Below are 14,718 nucleotides of genomic sequence, written 5' to 3'. Positions count from 1 at the left end.
TCAGGTCAGCCGATCGATGGACTGCGCCAGGATCTCCACCCCCAGCTCGCCCTTCACCAGGTACGCATCCGCGCCCGCATCCAGGCCGCGCCGCTTGTCCTCCGGCGACGCGAGCGACGACAGGATGATGACCGGGATGCGCGCCACGGCGGGCGTGCCCTTCAGCCGCCGCGTGAGGGAGAAGCCGTCCAGCTTCGGCATCTGCACGTCCGTGAGGATGAGGTCGTACGTGTTCGACTGCACCTTCACGTACGCCTCCTCGCCGTCCTGGGCCTCCTCCACGGAGTGGCCCAGCGCCTTGACGAGCGCGCCCTCCGTCGCACGCGCGATGGGCGAGTCGTCCACCAGCAGCACGCGCAGCCGGCGGCTGGCGGGCGCCTGGGTGACGGGGCGGGCCATGCGGCGCACCTCCGTCATGATGTCCGGCACGTGCAGGAGCACCGCGATGCGCCCGTCCTCCAGCGCCGCCGTGCCCGCGATGAACGGCGCGCCCTTGAGGAACTCGCCGCCGCAGGGCTTCACCGCCACCTCGCGCTCGTCCACGAAGCCGTCCACCACCAGCGCGGCGTAGTCGTCGCCGTGGCGCACCACCACCGCGGGAGGCTTGTCGAAGCGGTTGCCGCCGTTGAGGCCCAACAGCGGCCCCAGCGCCACGAGCGCCGTGGGCTTGCCCCGGTGCCGCACGGCCAGCGTGCCGAAGACCTCCATGCGGTCATCCGGCTTGATGCGCATGACGGCCACCACGTCCGCGGCGGGCATGCCGTAGACGTCGTCGCCCAGGCGCACCAGCAGCACCTTCATGAGGGCCAGCGACTGAGGCAGGCGCAGCGTGATGGTGGTGCCGCGGCCCTGGCGGCTCTGCACGCCCACGGACCCGCCCAGCGTCTCCACCTTGCGCTTCACCACGTCCATGCCCACACCGCGGCCGGACAGTTCACTGACCTGCTCGCGCGTGGAGAAGCCGGGGCGGAAGATGAGCTCGATGGCCTCGCGCTCCGACAGCGCGGCGGCCTGCACCGGCGACAAGAGGCGCTTGTTGATGGCCACCTGCTTGAGCCGCTCGGTGTCCATGCCGCGGCCGTCGTCCTCCACCTCGATGTGGAGCATGTCGCCGTCCACGCGCACGCGGATGCGGATGCGCCCTTGCGCGGGCTTGCCCATCTGCTGGCGGAAGTCCGCCGACTCCAGGCCGTGGTCCACCGCGTTGCGCAGCAGGTGCACCAGCGCGTCGCGCACGTCGGCCAGCATGGACCGGTCCACGCCGATGTCGGCGTTCTCGATGATCAGGTCCACTTCCTTGTTCTGCGTCTTCGCGATGTCGCGCACCGCGCGAGGGAACGCGTCGAACACGGTGGACAGCGGCACCAGACGCGCCTCGGCCACGTGGTCCGCCAGCTGGGCCAGGTTGCCGTGCAGCGTGTTGATGCCGTCCCCGTTGCGGCGCACGAAGCGGAACGCGTCGTCGCGCAGCATGTGCAGGTCCGCCTCCGCGCGCTCCAGCTCCGCGCGGATGGTGTCCGGGACGTCCACCTCCTCGGAGATGCGCAGGAAGCGGTCGCCCAGGCGGCTGAAGCGCTCGAAGAGCTGCGCCGTCTCCCCGCTGCGAAGCCGGCCGCGCGCGCTCTCCACCAGCAGGTCACCGGCGAGCAGGCCCAGCGAGTCCAGCACCTCCACGTTCACGCGGATGCTGCGGTCCGCGATGGTGTTGCTCTTCGCGGCGCTGGGAGCTTCCTCCTCCTTCGCGGCCGGCGGATGCGGCGCGGCCACGGCGACGGGCTCCGCCACGCGGGGCGGGGCCTGCACGGACACCGGCGCCTGGGCCACCGGGGCCTGGGCCACGGGCGCGGCGGCAGGGGGGGCCACGGGCGCCTGCGCCGCGGGCTTGGGCGGCGGAGGCGGCGCGGAAGACGCGGGCCTGCGCACCGGGCCCAGGGCGGGCACGGGGTGGCCGGACACCTCCGACAGCGCCTTCACCATCTCCTCGGTGGCGGACGTGCCGGTGTGGGCCGCGTCCAGATCCTCGATGAGGTCCGACAGCACGTCGCAGGCACGGAGCATCACGTCCGTGGCCGTCTCGGTGGCCGTCTTGCCTTCGCGCTCGGCGCGCAGGACGTCCTCGGCGGCGTGCGCCAACTGACCGATGGCGGCCAGGCCCAGCATGCGGGCCTCGCCCTTCATCGTGTGCAGTTCGCGCGCGACGTCCTCCGCGGCCTGCTCCGCGGTCTCCTTCTCCAGGTCGATGACTCCCAGTTGGATCTTCTGGAGTCGGTCGGCCGTGACCTCCTGGAACTTCTTCAGGAGGGATTTCTTGAGGGCCTCGGTGTCCATGGGTCGCGGGCGTCAGGGCGTTATGCACGCCCCTCGACCCATTTCTCCCCTCAGGAGAACGCCTAGTCGGCCTTGAACCGCTTGATGAGCTCCGCGAGCCGGCCCGCAAGCTGGGTGAGCTCGGCGGCCGCCCCGGTGGCCTGCTTGGACGCCTGCGTCGTCTGGCGCGTCACGTCCTCGATCTCCGCCATGGACGCCACCACCTGCTCGGTGGCCGTGCGCTGCTGCTGGGTCGCCAGGTTGATGACCCGGGCCGCGTCGCTCGTCTCCTGCACGCCGGCGAGGATGCCCTCCACCGCCTGCGCCGCCACCGCGCCCAGCTTCTCGCCGGACTCCGTGGCGTGCTTGGACGCGTCCGCGGCGCCCGCGGCGGCCTGAGTGGCCTCGCGGATCTCGGTGATCAGGTTCTTGATCTCCTTGGTGGACTCCAGGACGTTCTCCGCCAGGCGGCGCATCTCCGCCGCGACGATGGAGAAGCCCTTGCCCGCCTCACCCGCGCGGCTGCCTTCCAGCGCCGCGTTGAGCGCCAGGAGGTCGGAGCGGTCCGCGATCTCGTCAATCACCTCCACCACCGTGCCAATGCGCTCCACGCGCTTGGACAGCTTGGAGATGGAGTCCGCCACCGCGACGCCGTCGCTGCGGATCTGCTGCATGGCCTGGATGAACTCGCCAATGGCGCCACGGCCCGCGCGGGCCGCGCCCAGCGTCTCCTCCGCCACGCGCGCCACGCTGCCCGCGTTCTCCGCGATCTGCGCGGAGGCGTGCTTCAGCTCCTCCATGGTCGCGGTCGTCTCGTGGATGGCCGCGGCCTGCTCGGTGGAGGACGTCTCGTGCTGCGTGGACGCCGCCAGCACCTGGTTGGCGGAGGACGACAGCCGCAGCGCGGCCTCGTTGATCTCCCGCACGAAGATGCGCAGCGTCTCGATGACCTTGCCGAAGCCCTCCAGCAGGGGCCCGAGCTGGGGGTCTTCCGTGGACGTGTTCCAGCGCGACAGGTCGCCTTCACGCACCAGGATGATGAGCGAGTCGAGCGCCTGATCAATCTCCTGGGCCGCCACCTGCTTGCGGTGCTCCGCGGAGGAGAACTGCTCCAGCACCTGGTTGAGCAGGTGGCCAAAGCCGCTGGCATCCGCCTGCACGCGGTCCTGCGGGACGCGCGCGTTCAGGTTGCCGGCCAGCACCGCCATCAGCGTGTCGGTGAAGGGCTTGAGCGGATCCGCCACCGTGTTGGCGATGACGGACTCCGCGCCGGCCTTCACGCCCGGGGACTTCCTCGCGCCGCGGGACTTCGCGGGCTTCTCGTTGGGGCTCTCCAGGGACATGTGTGTCAGTGCCTTCCTTGCGTCTTCAAGGTTTCCGCCAAATCAATGAGCAACACGGGACGGCCCGCCTGTTCATCCACGCCCAGGCAGACGCCCACCGCATACGAAGCCGCCGCGGCGGCGGCCGGCATGCGGCGCAGCCCGGCGAGCGGGATGGAGCGCACCCCGTTGACGGCGTCCACCTTCAGGTGGCCCTCGCCCTCGGGGGTGTCGAACACGAGCGCCCGGTGCCCCTTGTGGGGCAGCCCCAGGTCGCGCACGGTCAGGTCGTCCGGGAGCGCCCGGTCGATCCTCAGCACGGACGACGCGTCCGTGCCGTACTCCGAATCACCGATCTGGAAGAAGAGGACGTCCACCTCTCCCACGGCCCGTTCCTGCTCGGGGGCTTCCTCATCCAGCAGGACGTTGCCGCTCATCGCACCACCGCGCGCTGACGGGCCGTCTGCAGCAGCTTGGAGAAGTTGAGCAGGTTGAGGCCATCCGTCGGCCCCGAGCCCTGCACCACGCCCAGGAGGTGCTCCGCGGCCTGATCACCGCCCAGGGGCGGCGGCAGGATCTCCGCCACGGGGACGCGGCGCAGGCCGAGCACGGTGTCCGCCACCACGCCGGACACGTAGCTGCCGCTGACGCCCACGAAGATGCGGGTGCGCGGACCGATGCGCGCCTCGCCCTTGCTGAGGAAGCGCAGCAGGTCCACCACCGGCAGCACCTGACCGCGGTGGCCGGTGACGCCCAGGATGAAGGACGGCGTGCGCGGCAGCGGCGTGAGCAGCCCGGCGCGCAGCACCTCGAGCACGTTCTCACTGGGGACGCCGAAGCGCAGCTCGCCCACGCGGAAGCAGAAGAATTCCTGCTCCGGCCGGGCCTGGGCGGCCACCGTACGGTCTGGCGCCATGCGCAAGGCGCGTTGGAGGGGGGAGGAGTTCGGGGTCAAGGCAGTGAAGTATCCGGGACCGGGATAAAGAGGGTCAAGGGTCCATCGTCCAATGGCGGACCGGCCGCCTGCTCTCCGTTTCGATGGTCCATCGTGACCCAAAGGTGTAGGGTTGTGCGCTGGCAGCCCCTGAGGAGGACGATGTCCCGCGTACTGGTCATTGACGACAGCCCGATGCTTCTGGAGCTCACCGTCCGGGCCCTGACGGCCGCCGGCTATGAGGCCATTGGCGCGCCGGACCTGGCTACGCTCAACCAGAAGCTCACCGAGGGCCCGTTCGCGCTCATCCTCATGGACGTGAACATGCCGGAGATGTTCGGCGACGACGTCGTCGAGTACCTCCGCACACAGAAGGGCGTCACCTCCAAGCTCGTCCTCTACTCGGACATCTCCGAGCAGGAGCTGGAGGCGAAGGTGAAGAACTCCGGCGCGGACGGCTACATCCTCAAGAGCGGAGGCCTGGAGGGCGTGCTGGGGGGCGTCATGGGCATGATCGGCGCCCCGGCGCTGAACATCCCCGTCCCCTCCCCCGCCCCGGCCGCGGCACCCGCCGCCGCTCCTGCTCCCGCCGCGGCTCCGGCCGCACCCGCCACGGGTTCCGGCGGACTCCCCAAGGCCCCGGTGGCCGCCGGGGGACGCAAGCCGCGCATCCTCATCGTGGACGACAGTGAGATGACGGCGCGGATCATCGAAGCGGATCTGGTGTCCAAGGGCTTCGAGGTCCACGTCGCGGACACCGCGGACAAGGCCACGAAGATCATCCTGAAGAAGCAGACGCGCCCGGACCTGGTGCTGCTGGACGTGCGCATGCCCAACGTGAACGGCGAACAGTTCTGCCGCTTCATCAAGAGCAACAGCCTCTTCAAGGGCATCAAGGTGCTGCTGTGCTCCGGCGAGAACGTCGAGGAGCTCCAGCGCATCTGCCGCGAGGCCGGCGCCGACGGCTACATCCCCAAGGACGCCGTGATGGGCAACCTCGTCGCCAAGGAGCTGATGCCCCCTGGCGCCGAGTAGTCGCCGTGGCGCTTCTTCAGGGCTTCGCCGCCGCCTCGGGCGTCACGGACGCATCCGGCGCCGCGCTCTCCGGGGCCGGGCAGCTCGTCTTCGCGGCCCGCTCCTGTAGCTGCTCCCGCACCTCCGCGGACTTCGCCTCGGAGGGCTTCGCGTTCTCCACGAAGCGCTGGTACGCGGCGAGCGCCTCGCAGGGCTTGCCCAGCGCGTCGTAGGTCTTCACCAGCGAGTTGAGGATGGGGCGCTGGCCGGGCTGGAGGTCGAAGGCCTTCTGCAGCTCCGTCGCGGTCTCCTCGGTGCGCCCCAGCGCCTCCAGCGAGAGGCCGCGCCACACGTGGTAGCTCGCGTTGTCCGGCTGGGCCGTCACCAGCGCGGTGGCGGCCTTCAGCGCCAGCTCCTTCTCCCCGGCGCGCGCGTTGGCCGTGTACGCCAGCTGGAGCAGGACGATGTTGGGGCCGCACTTCTCACCGAACGTGTCCGTCACGCGGGTGAGGCCCTTCATGTCGCCGGTGTCCAGCAGCAGCTGCGCCAGCTGCTGCGCCTTCGCCTTGTCGCACGGCGTCTCCGCCAGCTCCTCGCGCAGCTTGCGCACGAGCGGCTTCTTCAGGCCGTGGTCGAACTCCGGCTCCTCGGGCGCCTTGCTGCACGCACCGAGGACGGCACCGGAGGAGAGACAGAAGACGGCGAGGCGGAACGCGGAACGGAAGGAGGAAGCGGACATGCCGTCCTGCGTAACCCTTCCCTCCCGGACGGTCAAACCTCCGGTGAGCCCGCGGCGTTCTCGCGCTCGTCCAGGCCGCGCGCGAAGTTGCCGATGATCAACCCCGGCCGCGCCGCCTTCAGCCGCTGGAGCAGCGTGCGGATACCCACTGGCTCGCCGCCCGCGCCCACGCCGCGCGCGACCTCCAGGTACTGGAGCGGATCAATGCACAAAGAGCGCGTCTGCACCTGATCCACGCGGTACTTGCGCACCAGGTTCTCCAGCGCCCGCACCTCGCCCTCGCGGTCGGTGACGCCGGGGAACAGGAGCAGGTTGAGCGCCAGGTACGCGCCCCGCTCGCGCGCCAGCGCGATGGACGCCTCCACGTCCTCCCAGCCGTACTTCACCGGCTTGTAGTAGGCCTCGTAGAGCCCCTTGGACGCGGAGTTGAGCGACACGCGCACGGCGTCCAGCCCCGCGTCCAGCAGGGCCTCGAGCCCGTGCGTGAGGCTCGCGTTGGTGTTGATGTTGATGGAGCCCTTGTCCGTCTTCGCGCGCATCAGGCGGATGGACTCCGCGATGAACTTCCAGCGCGTGAGCGGCTCGCCCTCGCAGCCCTGGCCGAAGCTCACCATGGTGCGGCCCGGCGCGTGCTCCAGGTGGTACAGGCCGATGGCCGCCATCTCCTCCGCGGAGGGGCCGTCATCCATGCGCTCGTGCGAGGCGGGCGGGCCGTCCGCGGGCTGATCCGAGATGCAACCCACGCAGCGCGCGTTGCACATCACCGACGCGGGGATGGCGCCCTCGTCGCGCGCGTAGAAGATGTTCTGCGACGTGAAGCACCGGTAGAGCAGCGCGCACGTCTTCAGCTGCTTGAGCACGCGGCTGTCCGGGAAGCGCGCCATGTGCGCTGTCACCAGGCCCTTGAGCTCCGGCGTGGAGTACGCCTCCGGCTCCCAGTGCGAACGCCGGTCCGTGTGGATGGCCCACGCGAGCGGCCCCTTCTCCCCCCACGCCGCCGCCGTGTACGCCCACTGCGGCAACACCGGCCCGCTGCCCTTCACCTCTCCGGGAAGGAACGTGCGCGTGTAGCCGGGAGGCAGCAGCGCGCCCACGGCGTTGGGCACGAAGGTCTTTCCGCCCATCTTCATCTCGCGCACCAGCTCCAGCTCGCCGGAGTCCGGGTTGAGCCCCACGGGCAGGCGGCCGGGCAGGTGCACCAGGCGCCCGGCCGCTGGCAGGGCGATGGGCTTGTCCTGCGGGGGCACCAGCTCCTCGCCGCTGCGCAGCGTGGCGATGAGATAGGGATGCTCCATCACCCGGCCCTTGGGGTCCGCGAAGAGCAGTTTCGGCGCGTGCGTCATGGGCTGTTAACTAACACGGGTGGGCCGCCCTGCGTCCAACGCCTCGCGTCATATGGATGGATGAATGAGGCCCATCACAGGCAACCCGTTCCCGCGTCGGAGCGCGCCTTGAAAGCGCTCATGCCCTGGTCTATGGGTCCGCCACGTTTTCCAGGCAGTCCCCCATTCGTCGGAGGCAGTCGTGATCGTCGGAGTCCCCAAGGAGATCAAAACCCGCGAGTACCGTGTCGGCATGGTGCCTGCGGGCGTGCGCGCGCTCACCATGGCGGGGCACACGGTGCTGGTCGAGACGAACGCTGGCGTCGGCTCCGGCATCCCGGATTCGGAGTACCAGCGCGTCGGCGCGCAGATCATCACCAGCGCGGATGAGGTGTGGAAGCGCTCGGAGATGATCGTGAAGGTGAAGGAGCCCATCGCGCCGGAGTACGAGCGCATGCAGCCCGGGCAGATCGTCTACACGTACTTCCACCTGGCCGGCGTGGACCCGGAGCTCACCAAGACGCTCATCAAGAAGAAGGTGACCGCGGTCGCCTACGAGACCCTCCAGTTGGACGACGGCAGCCTCCCGCTGCTCAAGCCCATGTCCGAGGTGGCCGGCAAGATGGCCATCCAGGTGGGCGCCGCGTGCCTGGAGAAGGCCCACGGTGGCAAGGGCATCCTGCTGGGCGGCGTGCCCGGCGTGCGCCGCGGCCGCGTGGCCGTCATCGGCGGTGGCGTGGTGGGCCTGTGCGCCGCCAAGGTCGCCGTCGGCATGGGCGCGGAAGTGACCATCCTGGACGTGAACCTGGAGCGCCTCACCTACCTGGACGACGTGTTCCTCGGCCGCGCGCAGACGCTGGCGTCGGACACGGAGTCCATCGCGCGCACCGTGCGCGAGTCGGACCTCGTCATCGGCGGCGTGCTCATCCCCGGCGGCAAGGCCCCGAAGCTGGTGTCGCGTGAGCTGATTGGCGAGATGGAGCCCGGCTCCGTCGTCGTCGACGTGGCGGTGGACCAGGGCGGCTGCATCGAGACCTGCAAGCCCACCACGCACGACAACCCCACCTTCACCGTGAGCGACGTCGTCCACTACTGCGTGGCGAACATGCCCGGCGCGGTGCCCCAGACGTCCACCTTCGCGCTCACCAACACCACCCGCCCCTACTCGCGGAAGATCGCGGACCTGGGCCTGGTGGAGGCCGTGAAGTCCGACCGCGCCCTCCAGCGCGCCATCAACACCTACAACGGCCACATCACCTACGAGGCCGTCGCCAAGGACATGGGGTACGACTACGTGCCCCTGATGGACGCCCTCAGCGGCAAGAAGTGACGTAGCGGTTGCATGCTCCACAGCCGGCCAGCCTTGTGCTGGCCGGTTGCCTGGGCTGGATGTTGGGACGGGTGTCCCGTCCGGTGCCCACCCTGAGGAATAAATGATCCCGCCGGGCGTCTCCGCACTCCAGAAGCGGGCATGCGGGCGGCGTGGCAGGGGAAAGCGTTGTTGACCCGTCTGTTCCGGTGCATAGATTGACCGTTAGGCAGGCGACGCATTCCCCAATCATTTCGGGCCCCTGGAAGGCGGGAGCATGATGCTGGACTTCAGGCAACCCAACCGGACGAAGCAGGAATTCGAAGAGCTGGCGCTGGCGCACCTGGACCCGCTCTATTCGGCGGCGCTCCGGTTGACCAAGAACGAGCGCGACGCCGAGGACCTGGTGCAGGACACCTGCATGCGGGCCTACCGCTTCTTCGACAAGTTCGAGCGCGGGACCAACATCAAGGCCTGGCTCTTCAAGATCCTCACGAACACCTTCATCAACCGCTATCGCCGCAAGGTGAAGGAGCGCACGGTGGTGGAGGGCGTGGAGCGCGAGGCGGTGCATGAGCGCTTCGTGAGCCGGGACGCGACGGACTTCGCGGCCAACCCGGAGCAGTACTTCTTCGACCGGCTGCTGTCGGACGACGTGCTGCGCGCCATCGACTCGCTGCCCATCGACTTCCGGCTGGTGGTCATCCTCGCGGACCTCCAGGAGTTCTCCTACAAGGAGATCGCGGAGATTCTGGAGTGCCCCGTGGGCACCGTGATGAGCCGCCTCTTCCGCGGCCGCAAGCTCTTGCAGAAGACGCTGCGCGAGTACGCGGAAGGCCAGGGCGTATTCCGGCACGACGGTGAACCGGTGCAGGCGCCCGCGGATCTGGAAGAGTTCCGCCGGCGGAAGAAGGCAGGCTAGAAAGAGGTTGGAGGGGCGTCGCAGTCCCCTCCGCCCACCTCATCGAGCGCCCATGACCTGCCAGGAACTCGAGCGGTTGCTGTATCCGTACCTCGACGGCGAATTCCAGCCCGAGGAACGCCACGACGTGGAGTCGCATCTCGAAGGCTGCGCCGCGTGTGTCGCGCGGGTGGACGAAGAGATGCAGTTGCGTCAGACGCTTCGCCGTGCGGCGAAGCACTCCATCTCCGCCCAGGGCACGCGCGCGCCGGCGTCGCTGCGCGCGGGCATCCAGTCCGGCCTGCACCGCGAGCACCGCCGCGCGCAGGTGAGCCAGTGGCTGCGCGCCGGGGCCATGGCCCTGGTGGTGGTGACGGTGAGCGGCGGCTGGATGACGTACCAGTCCGGCAAGGCGCAGAAGGCCACCATCCTGGAGGCCGTGCAGCGCCACACGCGCCAGCGGCCGCTGGAGTTCGTCGCGGGCACGCCGGAGCAGATCGAAGCGTGGTTCAACGACAAGGTGGAGCACCGCATCACCCTGCCCCGCCTTCAGCAGGCGCGGCCCGTGGGCGCGCGCTTCTCCACGCTCAACGGCCAGGAGGTCGTCTACGTCAGCTACGAGACGCAGCCCCGCCTCACCAACGAGCCCAAGCGCAACATCGGCGTGTTCGTCTATCCGGCGACGGGGCAGCGGGTGATCAAGGACGAGGGCCCCACGGTGGAGAACGTCGCCGTGGACTCGAGCCAGGCGTACAACGTGGTGACGTGGCGTGATCAGGACGTCACCTACGAGCTGGTGACGGACCTGGATGACGCCGCCATCCTGCAGATGCTGCGAGATCAGGAGCACCGCTCCAACGGGCTCGTGCGCCCCGCGCAGGTGAAGCCCGCGGTGAGCGTGCAGCCGGTCTCGCTACAGCCCTGAAGCCCTCGGAAAGCGGGGGCTCGGGTGGTCGCCTGCTCAACTGAATACCGGGCGTTGCGCCCGGTGTGAAGATTGACGGTCCCACACATGGCCGATAGCCTCGACGGCGTCTTCACTCTCGCGCGCCGCCGCTGCTGTCTCACGCGGTGAAACACCGCGCGCCCGCACCCCCAGGATGGCCGTCCCTTCATGTCCAAGCGAATCCTGATCGTCGAAAGCGACGCCACCCTCGCCACCACCCTGCAGCAGGCCCTGGAGGCACGGGGCTTCTCCGCGCAGACGACGGGCGACGGCAAGGGCAGCGTGGAGCTGATCCGCCGTGAGCGTCCGGACCTCGTGGTGCTGGCGGTGGACCTGTCCGCGGGACAGAACGGCTACCTCATCTGCGGCAAGCTGAAGAAGGACGACGAGCTGAAGACGGTGCCCATCGTCATCATCGGCAGCCCGGACGGCTTCGCGGCGCACAGCAAGCTGAAGGCGCGCGCGGACGAGTACGTGGCGAAGCCGGTGGACGCGGACGTCCTCATCGAGCGCGTGGGCGGCGTCATCGGCTTCCCGGAGCCGCCCGTCAGCAACGAGGTGGTGGAGGACGAGAGCCTCACGCTGGACTCGCTGGGCGAGGAGCCCGCGACGGACTTCGGCTCGGAGGAGATCGCCGTCGACACGGGCGAGGAGGCCGCGGTGGCCGGGGAAGACCTGGACATGCTCGACGACGCCTTCAGCGACCTGTCCGAGCCCGTGACGGGCACGCCCGAGGAGCCCGTCGTCGCGCCGCCGGAGGAGATGGAGTCCCCGTCCGGCCTGGAGGAGATCTCCGCGCTCGACTCGCTGGGCCCGGACAACGACGACTCGCTGGACATGCTGGGCGGCCTGGACGAGCCGGAGGAGAAGACCGTCATCGGCTTCATGCCGCCGGTGGATCCGGAGCCCGTCGCCGCCGCCCCCACCCCGCCGCCCGCGCGCGCCGCCGCCGCGCCCCTGCGCGCGGTGCCGCCGCCCGCCACCACCCGCCCCGCCGTCGCCGCGCCGGTGACGTCTGCCGCCGCCCCGGGCCCGTCCGCCGCGGACCTGGCGGAGCTGCGCAACCTGCGCGCGAAGGTGGCGGAGCTGACGAGCGCGCTGGAGGACGCGCGCGCCGAGACGACCCAGGTCGAGGAGCGCGTGCAGTCGCTGGAGTCCGAGCTCCAGGCGAAGGCCACGGAGCTGGAGGCGTCCCGCTCCACCGCCGGCAAGAGCGACAAGGACACCTTCGCGCTGCGTGACACCGTCAACAAGCGCGACAAGGAGATCCTGCGGCTCAAGTCGGAGCTGAACCAGAAGGACCAGGAGATCATCGAGCTGAAGGATCAGCACCTGGAGCTGGAGCAGAAGGCCTCCACCTCCGATGAGGAGCTGAACCGCCGCGACGCGCAGATCAAGACGCTCACCTCGCGCACCGAGCAGCTCACCACGGAGCGCAAGCGCGTGGATCAGCAGCTGGCCACCGCGAAGGAGGAGGCGCGCGGCGCCACCGCCAGGCTGGGCACGCTCCAGGCGGAGCTGGATCAGCACCAGGCCCAGGCCCAGGAGATGGTGGCCGAGGCGGACAGCCTGCGCGCCCAGGTGGCCCAGCAGGACGCGGACCTCCAGGCGGCGCGCGAGGAGGCCGAAGGGCTGCGCTCGCAGGTGGAGGCGGCGCAGGGCGAGCTGGAGGGCCTGCGCGGCCAGCTGGAGCAGGCCCAGGCGGACCTGTCCAACCAGAGCGCCCAGGCGGCCGCGGAGGCGGACGGCCTGCGCGCGCGCATCACCGAGCTGGAGCAGGCGGCGGTGCGCAACGAGGAGCGCGTGACGAAGCTCTACGCGCGCATCAAGGGCGACGAGAAGCTGCGCGAGAAGACGAAGAAGGCGCTGGCCATCGCGCAGCAGCTGCTGGACGAGCCCGGCACCGCCGTGGACGCCGACGCCGACGAGGAAGCTGCGGCCTGAAGCACCGCGGTACCGCCTGAAGCACCCGGGGGAAGGCGCGGGATGAGCCGCCCTCCCCCGCTCCACGCCCCGGCTACTTGGGCGGCTGCTTCGGGGCCGTCTTCTTCTCGTGCAGCTTCTTGGCGAAGGACTGCACGGCGGCGGGCACGTTCTTGTCGCGGGCCAGGTCCTTCAGCTCCGCGTCGCGCAGCGTGTTGAGGAACTTCATGGTGACGGTGAGCGGCACCTTGGGGTTCTTCACCAGCGCGAGCTTCACCTTCTGCATCTTCGTCCACTCGCGGTTGTTGTAGATGACGCGCAGCACGTCCTCGTTGATGGCGCGGTTCGCGGCGCACGCGAGCACCTCGCCGTCGGTGATGCGCGGGCTGCGGATGACGGCCACGCAGACGAGCTTGTTGGTGTCGCGGATGAGCGCGGAGCGGGCCTCCTTGTTGCCCAGCGTGCCCAGCTTGATCTTCTCCGCGATGGACATCTTCATGATCCGCTGCGCGAGCGTCAGGCGCTTGCCCTCCTCCATGGGGGCGGCGTCCTCGGCCTCGGCCTGCGGGCCCAGTTCCTGGAGCACCTCCTCCGCGGTGGGGCCGGGGTCCGGCGGCGCGGCGGCGGCCTGCGGGCCGTAGATGCGCACGCGCGCGGCTTGCATCGCGGGCACGTCCGCCAGCACCAGGCCGCTGCGGACCGCGAAGTCGCAGACGCTGTCCACCAGCGACGCCGGGACGCCGGGGTTGGCGCACAGGCCGCGGAGGATGCCCTCGTTGCGCAACAGGCGCAGCTGGTTCTGGGAGATGATCTCCGCCACCTTCGGGCTGCACGAGGACGCCACGCTGGCCACGGCGTCGTCCGGCGTCTCCGAGTTGAGGACGAGCATCTCCGCGTAGGCTTCCTTGTCCTTGAGCAGGCCCAGGAAGTAGCCCAGCACGGGCGGCTGCACGCCCTCGTCGCGCAGCGCGGAGCCGAGGATGCGCTCCGGCAGGTTCGAGGACGTCTTGGCGGCCGTCTCACGCACGCCCGCGTCCGGGTCGAACGTGAGCATGTAGAGGGCGCCCAGCATGTCCGCCGGGTTGAGCGGCACCAGGGACTTGGCCGCCATCATCCGCAGGGGCACGGGGGCGTTGGGGTCCACATGCTTGCGCAGGTTGGGCGGCAGGAATTCGGCGTTGAAGGGGCAGCCCGGGGGCGGGGCCGGAATGCTGGGGTCAGCGGCGGTGCTCATGTCGCGTGATTCCTTCCGTAGATGATGCGCAGCCCCTCCAGGGTGAGGAACTCATCCACCTCCTGGATGGCCTTCGATTCACTGGCCACCAGCGGGGCCAGGCCCCCGGTGGCCACCACTTTCGCGGAGAAGCCCATCTCCGCCTCCATGCGCGCGCACATGCCGTCCACCAGGCTCACGTAGCCGTGGACCAGGCCGGACTGCATGGAGTGCACGGTGTTGCGGCCCACCACGTGCGGCGGCCGGGCGAACTCGACGCGGGGCAGCTTGGAGGCGTTCTGGAACAGGGCCTCCATGGAGATGTTGATGCCGGGGCAGATGGCGCCGCCCAGGTACTCGCCCTTGGGCGTCACCACGTCCAGCGTCGTCGCGGTGCCGAAGTCCACGACGATGAGGCCGCGGTGGTGCTTCTCGTAGGCGGCTACCGCGTTGACGATGCGGTCCGCGCCCACCTCGCGCGGGTTGTCGTAGAGGATGGGCATGCCCGTCTTCACGCCCGGGCCCACGAACATGGGGCGCGTCTTGAAGTAGCGCTCGCTCATCTTCTCCAGGATGAACTGGAGCGGCGGCACCACGCTGGACACCGCCACGGCCTTCACCTGGTTCGCGTCGACGCCGCTCCACGCGAAGAGCTGGCGCACGAGGATGCCGTACTCGTCCGCGCTCCTTCGCGCGCTCGTCTCCAGGCGCCAGTGGTCCAGGAGCCGCCGGCCCTCGTACACGCCCAGGACGGTGTTGGTGTTGCCGACGTCGATGGCCAGGAGCAT

Annotated in this window: 13 protein-coding genes; 5 read left to right on the top strand and 8 right to left on the bottom strand. The window is 69.9% G+C overall.

Annotated elements, in window-relative coordinates:
• From JYJ93_RS21330 to JYJ93_RS21315, 4 genes are all read right to left on the bottom strand, one after another.
• Nucleotides 1-2,328, bottom strand: coding sequence for a response regulator (locus JYJ93_RS21330; protein WP_206794070.1), 2,328 nt, complete (start codon nucleotides 2,326-2,328; stop codon nucleotides 1-3).
• Between the two features lie 62 nt (nucleotides 2,329-2,390).
• Nucleotides 2,391-3,650, bottom strand: coding sequence for a methyl-accepting chemotaxis protein (locus JYJ93_RS21325; RefSeq protein ID WP_206794069.1), 1,260 nt, complete (start codon nucleotides 3,648-3,650; stop codon nucleotides 2,391-2,393).
• A 5-nt stretch (nucleotides 3,651-3,655) separates the two neighbouring features.
• Nucleotides 3,656-4,066 (bottom strand): Frizzy aggregation protein FrzB, encoded by a 411-nt coding sequence (locus JYJ93_RS21320; RefSeq protein ID WP_206794068.1) that lies wholly within the window; start codon nucleotides 4,064-4,066, stop codon nucleotides 3,656-3,658.
• A complete protein-coding gene (locus tag JYJ93_RS21315) occupies nucleotides 4,063-4,545 on the bottom strand; it encodes a chemotaxis protein CheW (protein ID WP_206794067.1) in 483 nt (160 codons plus the stop codon). Before JYJ93_RS21315 ends, JYJ93_RS21320 begins: the two co-directional genes overlap by 4 nt.
• 180 nt (nucleotides 4,546-4,725) lie before the next feature.
• Between JYJ93_RS21315 and JYJ93_RS21310 the strand changes: the two genes are divergently transcribed.
• The gene (locus JYJ93_RS21310; RefSeq protein ID WP_206794066.1) at nucleotides 4,726-5,598 is read left to right on the top strand and encodes a response regulator; all 873 of its coding nucleotides are present in this window, start codon (nucleotides 4,726-4,728) and stop codon (nucleotides 5,596-5,598) included.
• A gap of 16 nt (nucleotides 5,599-5,614) precedes the next feature.
• Here JYJ93_RS21310 and JYJ93_RS21305 read toward each other — a convergent pair whose 3' ends face one another.
• Nucleotides 5,615-6,316, bottom strand: a complete 702-nt coding sequence (locus JYJ93_RS21305) for a hypothetical protein (RefSeq protein ID WP_206794064.1) — start codon at nucleotides 6,314-6,316, stop codon at nucleotides 5,615-5,617.
• 32 nt (nucleotides 6,317-6,348) lie between these two features.
• Nucleotides 6,349-7,659 (bottom strand): radical SAM protein, encoded by a 1,311-nt coding sequence (locus tag JYJ93_RS21300; protein ID WP_206794062.1) that lies wholly within the window; start codon nucleotides 7,657-7,659, stop codon nucleotides 6,349-6,351.
• A gap of 181 nt (nucleotides 7,660-7,840) precedes the next feature.
• Here JYJ93_RS21300 and ald point away from each other — a divergent pair, with 181 nt between their 5' ends.
• The 4 genes from ald (at nucleotide 7,841) to JYJ93_RS21280 (ending at nucleotide 12,738) form a co-directional block, all read left to right on the top strand.
• Nucleotides 7,841-8,968: an alanine dehydrogenase gene (gene ald, locus JYJ93_RS21295; RefSeq protein ID WP_206794060.1), complete on the top strand. Its 1,128-nt coding sequence runs from the start codon at nucleotides 7,841-7,843 to the stop codon at nucleotides 8,966-8,968.
• Between the two features lie 259 nt (nucleotides 8,969-9,227).
• Nucleotides 9,228-9,869, top strand: a complete 642-nt coding sequence (locus JYJ93_RS21290) for a sigma-70 family RNA polymerase sigma factor (RefSeq protein WP_043323356.1) — start codon at nucleotides 9,228-9,230, stop codon at nucleotides 9,867-9,869.
• A 52-nt stretch (nucleotides 9,870-9,921) separates the two neighbouring features.
• The gene (locus tag JYJ93_RS21285; RefSeq protein ID WP_206794058.1) at nucleotides 9,922-10,773 is read left to right on the top strand and encodes a zf-HC2 domain-containing protein; all 852 of its coding nucleotides are present in this window, start codon (nucleotides 9,922-9,924) and stop codon (nucleotides 10,771-10,773) included.
• A gap of 189 nt (nucleotides 10,774-10,962) precedes the next feature.
• Complete coding sequence (locus tag JYJ93_RS21280; protein WP_206794056.1) at nucleotides 10,963-12,738, top strand: response regulator; 1,776 nt, start codon at nucleotides 10,963-10,965, stop codon at nucleotides 12,736-12,738.
• A 73-nt stretch (nucleotides 12,739-12,811) separates the two neighbouring features.
• Here the strand turns inward: JYJ93_RS21280 and JYJ93_RS21275 are convergent, their stop codons facing one another.
• The gene (locus tag JYJ93_RS21275; RefSeq protein ID WP_206794054.1) at nucleotides 12,812-13,951 is read right to left on the bottom strand and encodes a hypothetical protein; all 1,140 of its coding nucleotides are present in this window, start codon (nucleotides 13,949-13,951) and stop codon (nucleotides 12,812-12,814) included.
• Complete coding sequence (locus tag JYJ93_RS21270) at nucleotides 13,948-14,718, bottom strand: type III pantothenate kinase (RefSeq protein ID WP_206794052.1); 771 nt, start codon at nucleotides 14,716-14,718, stop codon at nucleotides 13,948-13,950. Before JYJ93_RS21270 ends, JYJ93_RS21275 begins: the two co-directional genes overlap by 4 nt.

This window comes from Corallococcus sp. NCSPR001, assembly GCF_017309135.1.
Lineage (GTDB): Bacteria > Myxococcota > Myxococcia > Myxococcales > Myxococcaceae > Corallococcus.
Note: the sequence above shows the minus strand (reverse complement) of the source record. Positions and strands in the feature narration are given on the sequence as shown.